Genomic DNA, 19197 nt, shown 5'->3' on the forward strand with positions numbered 1-19197 from the left:
GCTGGGTCGATTCATTATCGGTCTGGCTTCTTTTTTTGTCTTTAGCAGCAATTAGTCATGCTTTTCAGATTTCAAAAAAATTATCATAAAACCACATTTAATAAAGAAAAAGTAAGGATTGGAGCGATAAAAATAGCAGTTTGACAATGGATAGAGTTTTCATAATGGTGAGAACTCGGTCATTACGATAATGGTTCGAGTTAGGCAGGCTGTTTAAGGCCGAAGGAGGCATCCCCTTTAATGATTATTTGTTGAACGTGCGCATGGAAAAGGCTAAAGAGTTTTTACTTTATTCCGATAAAAAAAGTATATGAAATTGCTCTAGAGGCAGGGTATCAGGAATTGGATTATTTCCTAGTGCGAATAAAAATACTCCATTCATGAAGATGAGGTGCAAAAGATGAGAGCAAATTCTAACATTAAACCAACCTCGAAACAGCTCGAGTATCAATCCTGGGAGTTTGGATTATTTGTGCATGTTGGTCTAAGAACGTTTTATGAAGGGGAGATTGGAAATGGATAAAGCGTTAAGGTTTCGTACCGACGGTACATTCAAAATTGTTCAGTTTTCTGATACCGAGTATATGGACGATGCCGCCGAGCTTAATGAACGAACGGCTAACATGATGCGAACCGTCATTGATGCGGAGCAGCCTGATCTTGTTGTATTTGCCGGCGACGTTATTGGCAGTTTGCGCTGCAGCGATCCAGAGCAGTCATTCCGGAATGTAGTATCGACTATGGAAGAGCTGAACGTTCCGTGGGTTGCTATATTCGGCAATCACGACTCGGAAGCAGGAATCACTCGGGAACAGCTGATGGACATTCAACTGAGCCATAGCTATTGCGCTGCTGAACGGACGGCTGAGCATGTCAGCGGCGTAGGTAATTATGTGTTGAAAATACGTGGAAATGATGAACGCATAGCGGCAGTTTTATATTTTTTGGATAGTGGAAGTTATTCGCCGCTCCCACAGGTTCCTGGGTACGATTGGATTCGCAGAGATCAAATTGACTGGTATGCGGCACAATCGGTGGCATTCAAGGATCAGAATGGAGGTCAACCTATTCCTTCCCTGGCTTTCTTCCATATTCCACTGCCGGAGTATCAAGAGGTATGGGATACGGCTGACTGTCACGGCGAAAAGAGAGAAGGGGTTTCTTGCCCTCGCATCAACAGCGGTTTATTCGCCGCAATGGTAGAGCTGGGCGATGTCATGGGGACCTTTGCAGGGCATGATCACGGTAATGATTATTGGGGCGAGCATCATGGGATTCGCCTTTGTTATGGACGCTCTTCAAGCTATATTGTATGGGATACGGATATTCCAATTGGTGCAAGAGTGATAGAATTACAACAGGGATCAAGAACGTTTGATACTTGGTTGCGTTTAAGTGATGCATCGACTCAGCAGCGCTCTATAGGGTAACAGGAGGAATGTGATTTTTTGTTAGGGATTTAGTTAAAGAGTAATGATTCAAGCGGAGCAGCCCTATAGAGGCTGCTCCTTTTTTTTGCGAGCAAGTTTGTTCATCCTATTCTCTTGGCAATATCATAACGGAGACGAGATCAAACTCCTTCTGGAGACCGATCGCAAAATACATCGACTGAGGGAAGTGAATTCTTTTGTTTGGTATAAGATGGAAAAATAGCGTAAGAAGCTGATCCGAACATGACGACATTTGGGCACTGCCCTCATCAGAGCATCAGTAGTGTAGCGTCAAACCAAGTTCTAAAAAATAGAAAACGAGGAGATGGAAGAAGTGAAAAAGCTAATTGAATTCAAAAACGTAACGAAAGAATACAAGATAGGTGAAGTGACGATTAAGGCCCTTGCTGGTGTTGATTTTTCCATAACAGAGGGAGAATTCGTTGTTGTTTTAGGTGCAAGCGGTGCCGGTAAAAGTACAATTTTGAATATACTGGGCGGTATGGATACGGCAACCTCAGGTCAAGTGCTTGTTGGTGATCATGAAATCACAAGATTGAGCGAAAACAAATTAACAGAATATCGTGGTAAAAAAGTTGGCTTTGTATTTCAATTCTATAATTTAATTCCGAATTTAAACGCTCTAGAGAATGTTGAATTTGCGACGGAAATATGTAAAAACCATCTGGATGCTAAAGATATTTTATATAAGGTTGGATTAAAAGAGCGTATCAAAAACTTCCCTTCCCAACTGTCTGGAGGAGAACAGCAAAGAGTTGCTATCGCGCGAGCTGTTGCCAAAAATCCTTTACTGTTACTTTGTGATGAACCAACAGGAGCTTTGGATTATGTGACAGGAAAGTCCGTCTTAAAGCTTCTTCAAGATTTGAACAGGGATACGAAAAAGTGCGTCGTTGTAGTCACACATAATTCCGCAATTGCTCCGATGGCTGATAAAGTGATAAGGGTTAAAAGCGGAATGATAGAGAGCGTTACCATTAATGATGAAAAACAAAGTGTTGAAGGGATTGAGTGGTGATTATGAAATTAATATTGAAATTATTAAGGGATATTAAACAATCTATAGGACAACTTATAGCCTTGGTTTTGGTTATCGCAGTAGGAGCTTTTTTCTATACAGGGCTGGTAACGTTGAGCGATAATCTTAGCTCCTATACGAAGGTTTACTTTAAAGAGCATCATTTAAGTGATTTGAATGTATATTACACCCAAATTTCCACCCATGATGTGGCTCGTTTAAGCGAAATCAGAGGTATCAATAAAATAGAAGGACGTTATACCTTTGATGCCACGCAAGCTTTTGACGATTATAAAGCTTTATTAAAAATTCATTCGATTCCTGTAAAAAATGAAATAAATACACCTATGATAATAAAGGGGAGTATCCCGTCAAAACAGGATGAGATCGTATTGGATTCCTATTATGCAATAGAACATCAATTTCAAGTCGGTGATAGGATCAGTATAAATATGAATGGAAGAAGTTTTAATTTTACAATTAGCGGCTTGATTGAGAACGTTGAACATGCAAAAAAGAACGAAACGCAAGACCATAAAGCCTACGGAGTAGCGTATATTGCCGAAGTGACAATACCTGAAATCGCAGACGGCTTTTACTATAATGAAATCATAATCGATGCTCAAGAGGGTTACGATATTGATAAATTAGGTCAATCCATTGAATTACAATCCAAACAACTCCCTTATTTGAGTCAAGTAAGTAAAGAACGAACTTTCAATTATTCTCAAATCAATCAAACGATTTATAATAATAAATTGATGAGTAAGGTTATACCTTTATTTCTTTTTTTGATTGAAGCGGTTATCCTATTCCTTACCATGTCGAGGATAATAGATTCTCAAAGAAATCAAGTAGGTATTATGAAGGCTTTGGGTGTAAGAAACAGAAATATCATGCTGCATTACATGGGATACCCTGTGCTGGCAGGTATAATAGGTTCTATCCTAGGTTATGTGATTGCAGCTATAGTATTTATTCCATTTATAACAGCGTCGAATGCAAGATCCTACACTCTGCCTGACATTACATTTTCACTTTCATTATTTTCTATCATTCCTCCCATTATTTTCTCTAGTGCTTTTGGAGTCCTGTCTTGTTACTTAAGTGGTAGAACCCTATTAAAAGAACGTGCAGCCCAGGTTATGCGTCCTAAACCACCTAAGAAGATGAAGAAGCTATTTATAGAAAGGATTCCGGGTATTTGGAGTCATATTTCCTACAGCTACAAACTCATTTTGAGAAATATATTTTTAAATAAACAAAAAGCTTTAGTGAGTTCAGTTGGTGTTGTTGCAAGTACTGTTTTATTGATAACTGCTTTTGGTACCCAGATGGCTTTGATAAAAGTAGCTAACCAAGTTGAAGATGTGTATACCTATGATTTAAGAGTAGATTATACGATGGGAACCTCTTCTGATACGATAAAACTCCCCTCCGGTATTGCAAATAGTCATGAGTTATCCACCATTCCTGTTGCATTAATAAAAGATGATGACAAAGAAAATGCCACTTTAGTTGTTACTGAAAAAGAAAACGATCTTATTCATTTCTTTGACGAAAATGACAAAGGGATAAATATAGAAAGGAATGGTGTGCTCATACCCAAATCTTACGCTGACAAATATCATATTGCAGAAGGCGATACCATCCAAATAAAGTTCACAGCGCCAGAGCTTAACAATAAATTGGTAGAAATGAATGTTTTAAAAATATCTAATCAGTATACGAATCCATCATTTTATAGCACACCAGAATATATAAAGAGCTTTGACATAGATTACAGTCCAACCTCGCTTTTAGTTAAAGCAAATAGCTCTGCAGATCTGATAAGCGTTCGTAACTTCTTTGAAAAAGATCAACATGTAGATACAATTGCAGATAAAAATGATCTAAAGCAAACAGCTCAATATATTTTGAAACAAAACAGTTTTGTATTCATTATGTTTATCATTTGTGCCGTCATACTCTCCTTTGGCGCTATATATACGATATCCTCCATAAATATTTATGAAAGGAATCGTGAGCTTGCAACACTGAAGGTATTAGGCTATCAAAAAAATAAAATAAGGGAACTTATCTTTTTGGAAAACATCATACTAACCGCCTTTGCGGTTATTGTAGCTTTGCCGATAAGCGGTTATATATATACCATTATTATCAAGGCACTATCGAGTCCCCATCAGCAAATCCCAGATAAATTAAATATATCTATCATGTTGATTTCTATTATTCTTGCGTTCTTACTTACCTTTCTCTCTAATTTACTGCTTCGGAGAAAAGTGTCCCAAATCAATATGATTGAATCATTGAAAAGTATAGAATAAAACGAATATGGAGTTATAGATCAGGTTGTGTTCACAACGTCAAAAAATTAGAAATGGAAGCTTTAGATAAAGATTCAGATAGTCAAAATTTTACTTGCCCAAAGTCATTATTCCACCTTTGATTTGTCACCGTTTGCTCTATAGTAGAATTAATACTGCCACATATATCAACAATACAAGGATGATAAGATATTCGTTCCTCGTTCGGAACGGACTAATCAGGAGTGATAGATATGGGGATTAATTATGATAGATTAATGGAGAAACGTCCTGCTAATGCTTGGACTGAGGCATTTCCAATCGGCAATGGACGCTTGGGCGGCATGGTGTTCGGTGGTACTGGGACCGAAAGAATTCAATTAAATGAAGATTCAATCTGGTATGGAGGTCCAATAGGGAATGATAATCCAGCATCCATAGGAAATCTTAAGGAAATTAGACGCTTATTGCTGGAAGGAGAACCGCAGGAAGCAGAAAGATTAGCCTTATTGAATATGACCAATGCTCCGCATTATTTTGGACCTTATCAGCCGCTAGGTGATTTAATGATTAAGATGGAGGGTCATCACAACGCCTCAGACTATCAGCGAGAGTTAGATCTTCAATCCGGCATCAACACTATTGCATATAAGTCTGAATATAAGTCTGAGCCTATTCACTATCGGCGGGAGGTCTTTTCAAGTGCTGAAGATCAAGTTTTGATTATTCGACTGACAGCTTCGCATCAGGCTGCTCTTACGTTGACGGCTCGTTTGAGCCGAAGGCCATTCGAGGGAGAACTTGGCTGTGAGGCATGCGGCATCTTGACAATGAAGGGACAATGCGGGCCTGACGGCATTCATTACGCAGCTGTATTGCAAGCTGTCGTGGATGGAGGCGAGATGCAGACTATTGGGAACTATTTAGATATTCGCCAAGCCCATTCTGTTACTTTAATCATAGCGGCACAGACCTCGTTCCGATGCGCTGACCCATACAAAGAGGCGCTCAAACAGGCGGAGCTCGCTGCTTCATTGCCATATGAAGAGATTAGGAATAGGCATGTACAGAATCATCGTCATTTATTCGTTAGAGTTTTACTGACATTAGGCTCTGATACTAAGGATGAGCTTAAGCTTGCAGAAAAGCCTACCTCTGAGAGGCTATTGCATTATCAGCAGGGTCATGTCGATCTAGGTCTTGAAGCGCTGTTCTATCATTACGGACGCTATTTGCTTATTGCAAGCTCAAGACCTGGCAGCTTACCGGCTAATTTACAGGGAATATGGAATGAAAGCTTCACACCTCCTTGGGAATCAGATTTTCATCTAAATATCAATTTGCAGATGAATTACTGGATAGCGGAGACTGGCAATTTACCGGAATGTCACGAGCCGCTGTTCGATTTGATCGATCGGTTGGTGGTTAACGGTCGAGAAACGGCGCGTAAATTATATGATGCAAGAGGCTTTGTAGCACATTCCGTAACCAACCTATGGGCGGAAACAGGAATTTTCAGTGCGTGGGTTCCAGCAATCTTCTGGCCATCAGGGGGTGCTTGGCTTGCCCTTCATTTATGGGAGCATTACAGATACAACGGTACTCAAACTTTTTTACGTGAACGAGCATATCCGGTGCTAAAGGAAGCATCACTCTTTTTTCTCGATTATCTGATCGAAGATGACAATGGCAGACTTGTAACCGCACCATCCCTTTCTCCAGAAAACAGTTATATATCAGAAAGTGGAATAATCGGGTCGTTATGTGTTGGCCCTTCCATGGACTCTCAGATTTTGTATGCGTTATTTAGCGCTTGTATGGAGTCAGCGGAAATTCTTGATCTTGATCCATTGCTTCAAGTTGAATGGATGGAGGCTCGGAGCAGACTTCCTAAGCCGGAGATTGGTCAGCACGGTCAGATTATGGAATGGGCTATCGATTATGAGGAAGCGGAGCCTGGACATCGCCACATTTCACATCTCTTCGCCCTGCATCCAGGTGAACAAATTATGGCTCATCGAATGCCTGAATTAGGTGAAGCCGCTCAGTGCACCCTCGAGAGGAGATTGGCGCATGGAGGCGGTCATACAGGATGGAGTCAGGCCTGGATAGCGAATTTCTGGGCGAGGCTAGGTAAAGGAGATAAATCCCATAAGAGCTTGCAGGATTTATTGCGTAAAGCCGTTCATCCCAATTTATTTGGTGATCATCCACCCTTTCAGATTGATGCTAACTTTGGAGGAGCAGCTGCTATTCAAGAGATGTTACTGCAATCGCATGGAGGAGAGATTGTTCTGCTGCCAGCACTTCCTTCCGAATGGCCCTCTGGCAGTATTACAGGCCTACGGGCAAGGGGAGGGTTCATTGTTGATGTTGAATGGTTGGATGGACAGCTAAAGGAAGCCAAGATTCGTACCGAGGTCGGTGGGAAGATTGCTATTTATAGCCATGTACGGCTTGAGGTTCGAGATCTGGAAGACAAACTTGTATTGGCTGAATGGACTAATTATACCTATCAATTTGTGATTCCGCCTGGTGCCCTGTACCTTATTAAGCTTCTAAAAGAGTGACACCTATGCATGGCTAGATGGTTAGACTCTATTAGTATTTAGGGTCAATAAGAGGTTTCTAAAGTCTTGAAAGCGACTTTGGAAGCCTTTTTTTATATTCCGATGATTGATTCTTCGAATTTCCTGAAAAAAAGTCAAAATAATGCACATTCCTGCAAAAATTCATACTCATTAATCTAACATTCTTTCGCTATGATTGGGTTTAAATAAGAAAATGATAATTGAAGGGGGTCTAGCATCATGTGGAAAACAGCTATTGAAGATGCTATTGCAAAGACGCTAAAAAATATAGTGAGATTCGAGGATGAATTTCCTCATGTTAGCAGCAATGGAAAATATGAATTGAATGAAAATAATGATTGGACCAATGGCTTCTGGAGCGGGATGCTTTGGTTATGCTATGAATATTCAAAAGACGAACGGTTTCGAGATGCTGCGGAAAAGTCGGTTACAAGCTTTCATAAACGATTGAAAGATCACGTTGTGCTCGATCATCATGACATCGGTTTTTTATACTCTCTGTCCTCCAAAGCACAATGGATTGTGGAAAAGGATGATTCAGCCCGTCAGTTAACGCTGCAAGCAGCTGATTTGCTTATGAATCGGTGGTGTGAACCTGGCGGCTATATTCAAGCATGGGGGCAAAAGGGAGATGTTAAAGAGGGCGGCCGGATCATAATCGATTGTCTGTTAAACCTTCCCTTGTTGTATTGGGCGAGCGAACAGACGGGAAATCCATCCTATTGGGAGGCAGCTCTTGCACAAGCAGAAAAATCAAGGCGGTACCTAGTAAGAGGGGATGACAGCTCCTATCACACGTTCTTCTTTAATCCGGAAACAGGTGAACCAATCGGAGGAGCGACGCATCAAGGTTATACGAATGGATCAACTTGGACAAGAGGGCAAGCTTGGGGTGTATATGGATTCGCGCTCTCTTATCGCTACACGAAGGATCTCAAGTTCCTCGAAACCTCAAAGCGCCTAGCTCGTTATTTCCTTGAACATTTGCCAGATGACCATGTAGCTTACTGGGATTTTAATGCTCCTGTAGGGAAAGATACGTTCAGAGACAGTTCGGCTTCTGCGATTGTGGCTGCGGGTTTATTAGAGCTTATATCCCACATGGAGGAACAAGATCCTGAACGTCTCTATTTCCAAGAAAAACTTGAGAAATCGATGACCTCACTCGTTCAGGGATACGCTACCATCGGAGAAGAAGACGCAGAGGGACTGCTTAAGCATGGATCGTATTATGTGCATGGAGGATTGTCACCAGATGATTATATGATCTGGGGGGATTATTTCTATCTGGAAGCGCTTATGAGGCTTGAGAAGGGTATGGGAGGTTATTGGTATGAACGTAAATAACCAATCTCATTATGAAGAGAGCATATTTAACCTATTAAATCTAGATTATCAGGGGTTAGAAGAGGTAAAGAAAGCCGTCCTTCAGAATCGGCTTGAGGATGCATTTACGGTATTAAAGCAATATTTTATAGACCGTACATCACCAAGGATGTATCTGCATAAGAGAGAAATAGCAGAGATTACCGATTATGTAAGTGTACATGGTTCAGAAGAATTGCAGGAAGTGATGCAAACTGCGGATGAGGTGGTATCCCAAATCTTCCTATTCCGTTTCCAGTGGGATATGGAGCGTACCCGCGTTCCTGTCAGCTTTGATGGTCTAATAGATTGGAATCATATTCCGGACAGTGATGTGGAATGGCCTTACATGCTCAATCGACATCGGTACTGGATTGCGCTTGGACAAGCCTATCAGCTAACCGGAGATGAGAAATATGCCAATACCTTTAGTCTACAATTAGAAGATTGGATAGATCGAAATCCTGTTCCTTTTGCGCAGACTGCGAGTACGTTAACTTGGCGCTCTATCGAAGCGGGATTGCGCTGTAGTAATTGGATCAAGACGCTGCCTTATTTAATAGAAAGTCCGGCTATAACGCCGCGTCTATTCGCAAAGATGCTAGTCTCCCTCTATGAGCATGCTGAGTATTTATCCTCTTCATTCACAGGCTGGAAAAACATTAGCAATTGGGGAGTTCTTGAAACCAGTGGATTATTCCAAGTGTCGGTATTCATGCCGGAATTTAAACGAACACTTTACTGGCAGCAGTTAACCGTTGAGAGGCTGAGAGAAACGTCTCGACTACAAGTGATGAAGGACGGCATTCATTGGGAGCAGTCCCCTACTTATCATCATGAGGTGCTAAACTGCTTCCTAGATATCATGATTCTTGCTCGAAATAATGAAATGACAATGGAGTCTGGTTTTACTAGCTCGGTAAAGAGTTTGGCTGCTGCCTCCCTCTACTGGGCAAAACCGGATCATAGACAGGTGATGCTTGGTGATAGCGATAATAATGATATTCGTTCGATAATGACGGCTGCTGCGATCTTATTCAAGGATCCCATGTTTCGGTTCGCTGGATACGACAGAATTGATTTTGATCAAGCATGGAATTTCGGACTAGAAGGTATTCGTTATTACGAGGAATGCCCTGCTCAAATACCGCCTCTGCTATCTTATGCGTTTGAACATTCAGGGCATTATGTGATGCGATCTGGCTGGGATGAACAAGCATTATATATGTATTTTCGCTGTGGTCCTCTTGGAGGAGGACATGGACATGCCGATATGCTTCATATAGATATTCATGCGTACGGTAAGGAGCTGCTTACGGATCTGGGAAGATATAATTACTCGGATCATACACCGCTGCGGAAGAAGCTAAAGCATTGCAGCTCCCATAATACAACGGTAGTTGATGATACTGAATTCACAGAAATTATCGATACATGGCAATTTGGGAGAATAGCTTCAAGAACAGGCACCGAGTGGATTTCCGAGCCGGATTATGATTATGTTAGCGGGAGTCATAATGGATATATTCATCTGGATGATCCGGTCTACCCCAATAGAAAAATCATCTTTGTGAAACCATATTTTTGGCTTCTGGTTGATTGCTTTATGAGTCAGAATGAACATACCTTTAAGCAGTTTTTCCATTTTGCTCCGGGAGAATTGAGCTTATCACAGGAGACTGGTGTTTGTCGTACGACAAATGAGAATGAAGCAAATCTTTGTATTATTCCTATCCAGGCTGCTGGATTGAAGGCTGAACAGAGTGAGGGGATTATTTCTTATGAATATAATCTGGTGGAGCCTAACCAATATGTGAGCTACGAGAGGACTGGATCAGGTACGACATCTATGATGCAGGTTCTTTACCCTTTACGTGCCGGGGATACGATCCTGCCTATCGTTGAAAAAGTGCCAGTCTACCTTTATACTGGTGAGTTGGCAGATGACAGCAGCGTAGAAGCATGCCGGATCGTGATTCCGCAATCAACAGAGGCATATATCATTGTTGTATGTCATAGGTGTCCTTCCCTTCATATTGACTCTTACATGGTTGACGGCACACAAATTTTCGGTGAAGTGGTGTTAATTTCCATAAAGAATGAGATCAAAGAGATTACAGTTATAAAATAATGCCAATTGATGAAATGCAAATACAGGCGATAAGCTACCCTGCTACAATAGTAATAAAAGCAACTTGAAAGAGGCACGGTAAAATATGTCTAGGTTGAGCTATTATCAAAAAATACAGATATCATTTCTCCTATTTATTATTGTACCTATCATTACCGTATCGGTAATCTCCTTTGTTCTCATTAAAGAGACAATGGTTGAGAAGCTTCAGTTAAGCAATGATAACTTCTTGAATGTCATTATCGAAGAAATTGGAAAAACGATTGATGATGTTACGTTTGCCTCACATTTTATTGTTAATGATACGAGTGTCCGGTCAGATTTGAAAAAGTTCGCGGATACAGATCGATTGAATACGTATGCTGATTACACAAATTTCACGAATATAAGGGGAGTATTTTCACTCATTACATCCAAACCCTTAAATAATAACATTCGCATGTATCTGGTTAATCGAAAAGGCTTTATCATTTCTTCTAATGAGGATGATTTGAATTTAGTTAAGAGAAACCTAGATGATTTATATGAAAAAGTTAATCTCAACAGGCCGGAAACCCTTCAATGGCTCGGTATGGTAAAAGACGAGTCCGATAAGGAAGGGACCTATTATATGGCGAGAGTGATTCATGATAATGATGATAAACGCTATCTATCGGTTCTGATTATTGGTATTTCAGAATCATACTTTGAAAAAGTTCTGAAGCCAGTTGAGTTTGGTAAAGTAGCACTTTTTGATGCAGGGGGAAATCTTATTGCTGGAAGCACGGATCTCCAGTGGCATGATTCAGCAGCGAAAAGGGATACTCTACGTTCTGAAGTCACGTTGGATAAAACGGACTGGACGCTTGTTTATGAAGCGAATAAAGAAACCTTTACGGGGAAAATTTCAAGAACCTTTTATATGGGTATTGGCGGCGTTATTCTCCTCTTTATTATTTTTTCCATATCTTCTATGTTTATTGCAAGGAGACTGCACCGGCCAATTCAAAAGTTACAGCGTGCGGTTCGACAATTTGGTATGGGAAACCTTGATGTAAAGCTTGAGGTGAAAGGTAAAGATGATATCGCCGAGCTTGGTCACTCCTTAAACACGATGATGGATCAACTCAAAGGGCTCATTAATGCTATTGAGCATGAACAGGAACTGAAGAGAGTGATGGAGCTTGAGGCTTTGTTTATGCAGATTAGGCCACACTTTCTAATTAATACCTTGAACTCTATCAAATGCAGCCTCATCTTGCAGAAGGATCTTCAGCACAGCAAAAGCATCGATTCATTAATGAGCTTGTTGAGAGCCTATTTGAAGGTAAATGAACGGACTACATTGAAGGAAGAGTGCGTGCTGCTGGGGCATTACATCGATATTATGAAGATACGAACGGAGATGAGGCTTGAGTTGGAGGTTGAACTTGAACCGGAGCTCGAGCAATTATTGATTCCTAAATTGATGTTGCAGCCATTAATTGAAAATGCTATCGTACATGGTTTGGTAGACAATCCTGCTGCCAAAATTTCGATTCAAGCAAGAAGAGTAGAGAATGGAATTGTTATTGAAATTGAAGATAATGGAAGTGGAATAGAGGAAGAAAATTTAGCGGAATTGAATCATCATCTGCAGTCTGTCGGTTCGGAGCAGACCTCTTCTTATCAAAGGGTCGGCTTAATTAATGTGATCCAAAGATCAAGATTAACATTCGGTCCAACTGCGACACTAGCTCTTTATCAAAATGCACAGGGAGGGGTAACAGCCTTCCTTCATCTTCCTGTAATTGATCGACATGTTTATACTTCGGAGGGGTGAAACGGTGATGTATAAAGTCATGTTAATTGATGATGATGTCCCTATGATTCGACTTTTGCAGCAAATGTTAGATTGGGAGTCACTCCAGCTGCATGTAGTGGGGGCTACCTATTCAAGTGCAAAGGCATTGCATATGTTTGAAGAAACATCGCCTGATATCGTCATCACTGATATTGGATTGCCGCAAAAAAGCGGCATCGAGCTTGCAGCTATTTTCCGTCAGATGAAACCAGATATTAGAGTCATTTTTTTGACTTGTCATGAGGATTTTCATTATGCACAGCAGGCAATAAAGCTGAATGCGGATGATTATCTTCTTAAAGATCAATTAACGGCGGAGCAGCTTGAGCAAAGTTTAGGGAAATCCATACAACTGCTCAAAATGAAAGTAACGAGGATCGACAATGAAGTATCGAACTATAACAGTGAGCTTTTCAAACAAGGCTTGTTTCAAAGAGTAATTGATGGTGTTAATCCCACATCAACTGTGGGGTACGCAGCTCAGCTAGGTATCTCATGGGGATATCCCTGGTTTATGATGGGGGTTGTCCATATCCATTTTTCAACTTACGAATCGCTCTACGTTCAGAACAATATTTCATTGATTTTCTATGCCATCCACAATATCGCAGTGGAGCTGTCTGCTTCTTATGATGGAATAACACCATTTTTGGAAAAAGAGAACTTAGTGATTTTGTATAATTACCGAAATAATCTCGCGAATAATGCCTATCCTAATTTTCAAAAATATATGCAGGAGCTGCAGGCTCTTTGTCTTCAATTTCTGAAATTACAACTTAGTATTGTCACCGTGACCGATAAAATGGAACTGCAATCAATTGGGTCCATCTATCAACAGGTGGTTCAGTATAAAAATGAGTTTTACAAGAGTAATGAGCTTACGGTTACGAATATGAATATCTTCTTACAGAACATGTTTTTATCCTATCCGCTAGGATTTCTAGATTCTTATAAATCAGATATTGAGCGTGCTATTATGAAAGGCGACTTTGATAGTATCCATAATATCGTCGCTCATATAGGAGAGAATGCACTAGAGAATAGAGTGGAGCCAAGTGAGTTGGTTCAGGATTTATCCACACTCATTCGTAGTATTGATTTGATGTTCTCAAGATGGAAGTCGGATGAGGGAATTTATATCTACCTGTCTTCTGCAAGAACCTTACAAGATGTTAAGGGACTGATTGAGAGAAAGCTTATTCACATTGCGACAAACCGGCAGAAGGGAATAGAACCTGTTATCCAAGAACCGAAATTGCAAGTCATTCAACAATATCTAGATAAAAATTTATCCGAAAACATTACCTCCATTGATATGGCACGTTATTTATATCTGAATTCAAGCTACTTTTCACGCTACTTTAAACGGTTGACGGGTGTTAATTTCACGGATTTTGTTCACCAGTATAAAATGAAAATTGCTGCAAAAATGTTGAAAACGTCTAATCAAAGCATTGAATCTTTAGCTATGGGACTTGGCTATTCGGACAGAACCTATTTTTCAAAAGTGTTCAAGAAGTATATAGGCATGACTCCCAGTGAATACAAAGCAAATTATACGATTAACACCTATGTAAGATGAATGGTCTGCAGTCATAATTTTAGTAACCTGTCCTCCGATACTAGCGGGGTACAGGTTATTTATCGTTCCTATGGTTAATAACCCGTAGGCTGTGTTTTCCATGCATTTAAGCGACTTGGAAAGTCAAAATATTGCTCCTACGAAGTCATAATCTATCGTTCATAGGCTGTGGATTTCTATTATCATTAGTATCAACTTAATAAATGTTGAGGTGATACGAAATGGAAGCTGCTAAACCAATCACAAACCCTGAAATTCTACAGAAGCCAAGAAAATTTTGGACTCCGAGGCGGAAAGAAGCTTTGATCGGCTGGTTGTTTCTTGCCCCAGAAATCATAGGTATGTTATTGCTGAATGTATTTGCACTTGGGTTTTCTCTTTATTTGAGCTTTACTTCGTGGGACTTGTTATCAGGTCTCGGGGGAATTAAGTTTAACGGTATCGACAATTATATTAAAATGTTTCATGATCCAACCATTATTAAAGCGTTGAAAAACAATCTGCTTTATACCGTGCTAACGGTACCCGTTCCTATTGCCATATCACTGGTACTAGCTGTTCTCATTCACAACAAAGTGTTTTGGAAGGACTACTTTAAGGTTGTCTTTTTCATTCCCTACATCTCATCCATTATTGCTGTAGCAGCCGTATGGAGTGCCTTATTCCACCCTTCATTGGGGCCGATTAACCAGTTCCTGATGGATCTAGGAATTTCCAATCCACCTAAGTGGCTTGTGGATCCGAAAACCTCTCTTATCGCAATTGCGATTATCACTTCTTGGGCAGGACTTGGCTATACGATTATTATTTATATGGCCGGTCTTACAAGTATCTCGAATGAACTATATGAAGCTGCAGAAATTGACGGAGCGACTTCAATGACCAAGTTCTTCAAAATTACGATTCCTTTGCTTCGTCCGACGACTTTCTTCTTGTTTATTACGATGTTAATTGGATCTTTTAAAGTATTTGATATTATCTCTTATTTGACTGCAGGTGGACCAGATAATTCTTCTACAGTAATTGTGTTCCGGATTTATGAAGAAGGATTCGTGAATTATAACATGGGATACGCTGCTTCTATTTCTTGGCTGTTATTTGCTATTATTGCTGTCATTACGGCGGTTACTTGGAAATTTAAAAATGAAGAATGAGTATAAGGAGGAGGGATCATCTTGCTTATCATTAGAAAAAATATTTCAAAAATAATCACTACCATTTTAATGGGTGCGTTATCTATATTCTTTTTAGTTCCATTTATATGGATGATTTCATCAGCTTTTAAATTTGAAAAGGATGTTATGCGATTTCCCATTGAATGGATTCCTAAAAATATTAATGTGGTGTACAATTTTAAAGCTGTTTGGATGGGAAATGTAAACTTTCTTCATATTTATTTCAACTCGATTAAAATAGCTGTAATTGTAACTTGTCTCACATTGCTCTTTTCCACTATGGCAGCTTTTTCTTTCACAAAACTCCGCTTTAGAGGGAGAGGTCTTGTATTTACGGCTCTGATTTCGTTCATGATTATACCGGATCAGGCCACTTTAATTCCGCGGTTTATGCTGGTTCGCTGGCTAGGCATTTATGATAGCCACTTATCACTGATTTTTATGGGGATGTTTTCTATTTATTTCACATTCCTACTTCGTCAGTTTATGGCGGGCATTAGCGATGAGTATATGGAAGCTGCGAGAATAGATGGTGCAGGCCATTTAAGAATATTCCGCTCCATTATCATTCCGCTGTGCAAACCGGTACTTGCTACTGTTGCTATTATAAAGTTCATATGGTCATGGAATGATTATCAGAACCCGCTTATTTTCTTGCAATCAAAGGATCTATATACGATCCCGCTGGGTATGAGCCTATTCCGGGATGATTATACGACTAATGATGCCATTATGATGATGGCCTCCTTGTCAGCCATTATCCCATTATTAATTATTTTTATTATATTGCAGAAACAAGTTATAAACGGAATTGCACTTGGCGGCGTTAAAGGATGATATTTAAAAAAAAGTCAAAAAAGTAATCTTTTTACCTCAAAATTATACTCTTATGTGGATCATTCAGTCTTTATACTGATGATGAAAGAAGCGAAGTTATCTATTAATAGGGGGCAAAAAAAATGAATCAAAAGGGCAAACGCAAGTTCTTAGTTTCTATCTGTCTTTTGTTAGCTGTTTTTGCGGTTCTAAGCGCATGTGGCGGTAATTCTAATTCACCTAAAAACACAAACGCTACGGAGTCTGAGGGTGCAGCGGACAAGCAGGTAACCATTAAGTATTATAATTTTGATAGTGCAGCTCAAGAGGTTGGTACGAAAGCCATGCTGAAGGAATTTGAGAAAGAGAATCCAGGTATTAAAGTTGAGCATGTCATTCTTGTTCCTGGTAATTCTTTGGAAATGTTAAAAAAACTTGATTTTCTAATTTCATCGGGTGAAGCGGTCGACGTCGTTAACGTCCCGAGCTCGTCAGCGGTTATCGAAAGAGCAACTAGAGGTGCGCTAGCTCCGTTGAATGAATACTATACGGCTAATAATCTCGTTCCTGAGGAAGAATATTTTGTTAATCCAAAAATCGATGACAAGACTTATGGTATGCAGATGTCAACTGGCTACCAGTTTATCCTACTAAATAAGGATGCCTTAGATGAAGCGGGCTTACCAGTGCCGACATATGGTTGGACATGGGATGACTTCCGCGAATATTCCAAGAAGTTGACCAAAGGAGAAGGAGTAGATAAACAGTACGGTTCCTACTTCCATACGTGGGAATTGTATATGAATGCTCCAGCGCAAACGGTGATGAAAGATCCTTTCCGTTATGATGATGGGACGACTATCTTGTCTGATCCAACCTATAAATACTTCTTCCAGCTGCGCAAAGACATGGAGAAGGTTGATAAATCGGCTAAACCTTATGCGGATGTCCTTGCATCCAAGCTTAACTATCGTACTGAATTCTTCAGTGAGAGTGCTGCTATGATTCTTTCTGGAAGCTTCATGATTCCAGACCCAGGAAATACAGAACAATATCCGCATGATTTCAAGACGGCATTTGCTCCAGTTCCGCTTCCTCCTGCGAATGCGCAACCAAAAGATTATGATGGCGGCAAATATTTTGTAGGTGGAGGACATCTCGTAATGGGAGCGACTTCCAAGCATAAAGAAGAGTCATTCAAATTAATGCGGTTCATGACAACGACTGATTCGGAATCAAGAAATGAGTTCTCAGGATGGAAAAAATCAGACCAAAATGCGGTTCTTGATCGTTTGATCGGTAAAAACGCCGATAAATATGATGTGGAATCTCTTAAAAACACATTGTTTGGTTCTGAAATAAAATATTTGGATGCTTCTCAAGTTGTAACTACAAGTACTGCTGATTTAAGCAAAGTTATAGGTGATGGATTTAGTAAATTTATGCTTAGCAGTGATTCCATTGATGATGTACAAGCATGGATGGTAAAAGAAGCGACGAGAATCATAGATGAGAAGGAAACGAAATAAGACGAGTGAAATGAAACAAGAATTGAGGAGCTTTGAGCAGTCTAGACATGGCTGCTGCAAAGCTCCTTTTTCTCGTGACGGATTAGTGGGAGCTTATGCATTAGAAAACGGAGTGTAAGGAAAGGGAGATTTAGCATGACTAATTTATCATCATCATTATCAGTTCCAACAGAGCAGCAACTTCGTTGGCAGGATCTTGAACTAGGAATGTTCTGTCATTTTGGAATGAATACGTTTTGCGATCAGGAATGGGGCGATGGGAATGACTCGCCCTCCCTGTTTAATCCGGTTGAACTTGATGCTCGCCAGTGGGTGCGTACGGCGAAGGATGCAGGATTCCGGTACTTCGTGCTTACGGCAAAGCATCATGACGGCTTCTGTCTTTGGCCGACCTCAACGACAGATTATTCGGTTGCCTCTAGTCCTTGGAGAGATGGCAAAGGAGATATCGTAAGGGATTGTGCAGATGCTTGCCTTGAAGAAGGAATTGGCTTTGGTCTATATTTGTCTCCTTGGGATAGACATGAACCATGTTATTCCAATCCAGAGGCGTATGATCAATTCTACGCTAGTCAGCTGGAGGAATTGCTAACAGGTTATGGTCCACTCGTTGAGATCTGGTTCGATGGAGCGGGCTCAGAAGGAAGAGAGTATGATTGGAAACGAATTATGAACCTGATCAAGCAGCATCAGCCGGATGCCATGGTATTTAATATGGGAGCACCGACGATACGCTGGGTAGGCAATGAAGATGGTCTTGCCCCTTATCCTTGCTGGAACACAGCAGAATCTGCTCGGGTGAGCATGTTTAGTGAAGGGTCTCTGAAATGGTTGCCTGGGACACCTCGCTGGGTACCGGCAGAATGTGATGTGCCTATTCGTAAGGATCGATGGTTCTGGCATCCAGATGAGGAGCATCTGCTGCTTTCCTTGGAGCAATTAATGGATATCTACTATCGGTCGGTTGGCCATGGTGCAACACTGCTTCTGAACGTAACGCCAGATAACCGGGGACTTATGCCGGAGGCAGATGTATATCGCGTTATTGCTTTCGGGAACGAAGTTCGTCGCAGATTTGATCATTCACTAGCCGAGATGTCTGGTGAGGGAGAGGTTATAGAGCTTGAGCTGCCTGAGAATCTTACTATCGACCATATTATCACAATGGAAGACATTGCTTATGGAGAACGAGTGCAGGACTATAGAATTGAGGTTCAATCCGGCAATGAATGGATAGAAATTATCCGTGGGAGCGCGATTGGGCATAAAAAAATAGATCAGTTTAAACCGATTTCCACTGATAGGATACGTTTAAGTGTGCTCGGGTCAGTAGAACGTCCAATTATACGACGATTTGCCGTATTTAATAGTAAATAGGTTCGTTGCTAACTATGGAAACTGCTAAGGATAG

The 19197-nt window shown here is 40.5% G+C and carries 13 protein-coding genes; all 13 read left to right on the forward strand.

The features are described 5' to 3' along the window. Positions 1-400 precede the first annotated feature (400 nt). The 13 genes from AC0YOD_RS00220 (at position 401) to AC0YOD_RS00280 (ending at position 19163) form a co-directional block, all read left to right on the forward strand. Positions 401-523 (forward strand): hypothetical protein, encoded by a 123-nt coding sequence (locus AC0YOD_RS00220; RefSeq protein ID WP_475797253.1) that lies wholly within the window; start codon positions 401-403, stop codon positions 521-523. Beyond that, positions 516-1430 (forward strand): metallophosphoesterase family protein, encoded by a 915-nt coding sequence (locus AC0YOD_RS00225; RefSeq protein ID WP_475797254.1) that lies wholly within the window; start codon positions 516-518, stop codon positions 1428-1430. The genes AC0YOD_RS00220 and AC0YOD_RS00225 overlap by 8 nt, the downstream gene beginning before the upstream one ends. A 334-nt stretch (positions 1431-1764) precedes the next feature. Beyond that, entirely contained in the window at positions 1765-2469 is a 705-nt protein-coding gene (locus AC0YOD_RS00230; protein ID WP_475797255.1) for an ABC transporter ATP-binding protein, read from the forward strand. Positions 2470-2471: 2 nt separating this feature from the next. Then, positions 2472-4796: an ABC transporter permease gene (locus AC0YOD_RS00235; RefSeq protein ID WP_475797256.1), complete on the forward strand. Its 2325-nt coding sequence runs from the start codon at positions 2472-2474 to the stop codon at positions 4794-4796. A gap of 233 nt (positions 4797-5029) precedes the next feature. After that, the gene (locus AC0YOD_RS00240; RefSeq protein WP_475797257.1) at positions 5030-7345 is read left to right on the forward strand and encodes a glycoside hydrolase family 95 protein; all 2316 of its coding nucleotides are present in this window, start codon (positions 5030-5032) and stop codon (positions 7343-7345) included. 240 nt (positions 7346-7585) lie between these two features. Next, positions 7586-8713 carry a glycoside hydrolase family 88 protein gene (locus AC0YOD_RS00245; RefSeq protein ID WP_475797258.1) on the forward strand — a complete coding sequence of 376 codons (1128 nt, stop codon included), beginning with the start codon at positions 7586-7588 and terminating at the stop codon, positions 8711-8713. Next, the gene (locus AC0YOD_RS00250) at positions 8700-10862 is read left to right on the forward strand and encodes an alginate lyase family protein (RefSeq protein WP_475797259.1); all 2163 of its coding nucleotides are present in this window, start codon (positions 8700-8702) and stop codon (positions 10860-10862) included. The genes AC0YOD_RS00245 and AC0YOD_RS00250 overlap by 14 nt, the downstream gene beginning before the upstream one ends. 85 nt (positions 10863-10947) lie before the next feature. Next, positions 10948-12663, forward strand: a complete 1716-nt coding sequence (locus AC0YOD_RS00255; protein ID WP_475797260.1) for a sensor histidine kinase — start codon at positions 10948-10950, stop codon at positions 12661-12663. A gap of 7 nt (positions 12664-12670) precedes the next feature. Next, positions 12671-14266 (forward strand): response regulator transcription factor, encoded by a 1596-nt coding sequence (locus AC0YOD_RS00260; RefSeq protein ID WP_475798313.1) that lies wholly within the window; start codon positions 12671-12673, stop codon positions 14264-14266. 221 nt (positions 14267-14487) lie between these two features. After that, complete coding sequence (locus AC0YOD_RS00265; protein WP_475797261.1) at positions 14488-15420, forward strand: carbohydrate ABC transporter permease; 933 nt, start codon at positions 14488-14490, stop codon at positions 15418-15420. Positions 15421-15489: 69 nt separating this feature from the next. Beyond that, positions 15490-16278, forward strand: coding sequence for a carbohydrate ABC transporter permease (locus AC0YOD_RS00270; protein ID WP_475798314.1), 789 nt, complete (start codon positions 15490-15492; stop codon positions 16276-16278). A 122-nt stretch (positions 16279-16400) separates the two neighbouring features. Beyond that, complete coding sequence (locus AC0YOD_RS00275) at positions 16401-17786, forward strand: ABC transporter substrate-binding protein (RefSeq protein WP_475797262.1); 1386 nt, start codon at positions 16401-16403, stop codon at positions 17784-17786. Between the two features lie 135 nt (positions 17787-17921). Further along, a complete protein-coding gene (locus tag AC0YOD_RS00280) occupies positions 17922-19163 on the forward strand; it encodes an alpha-L-fucosidase (protein ID WP_475797263.1) in 1242 nt (413 codons plus the stop codon). Positions 19164-19197: the final 34 nt, after the last annotated feature.

Source organism: Paenibacillus sp. J31P13, assembly GCF_056269295.1.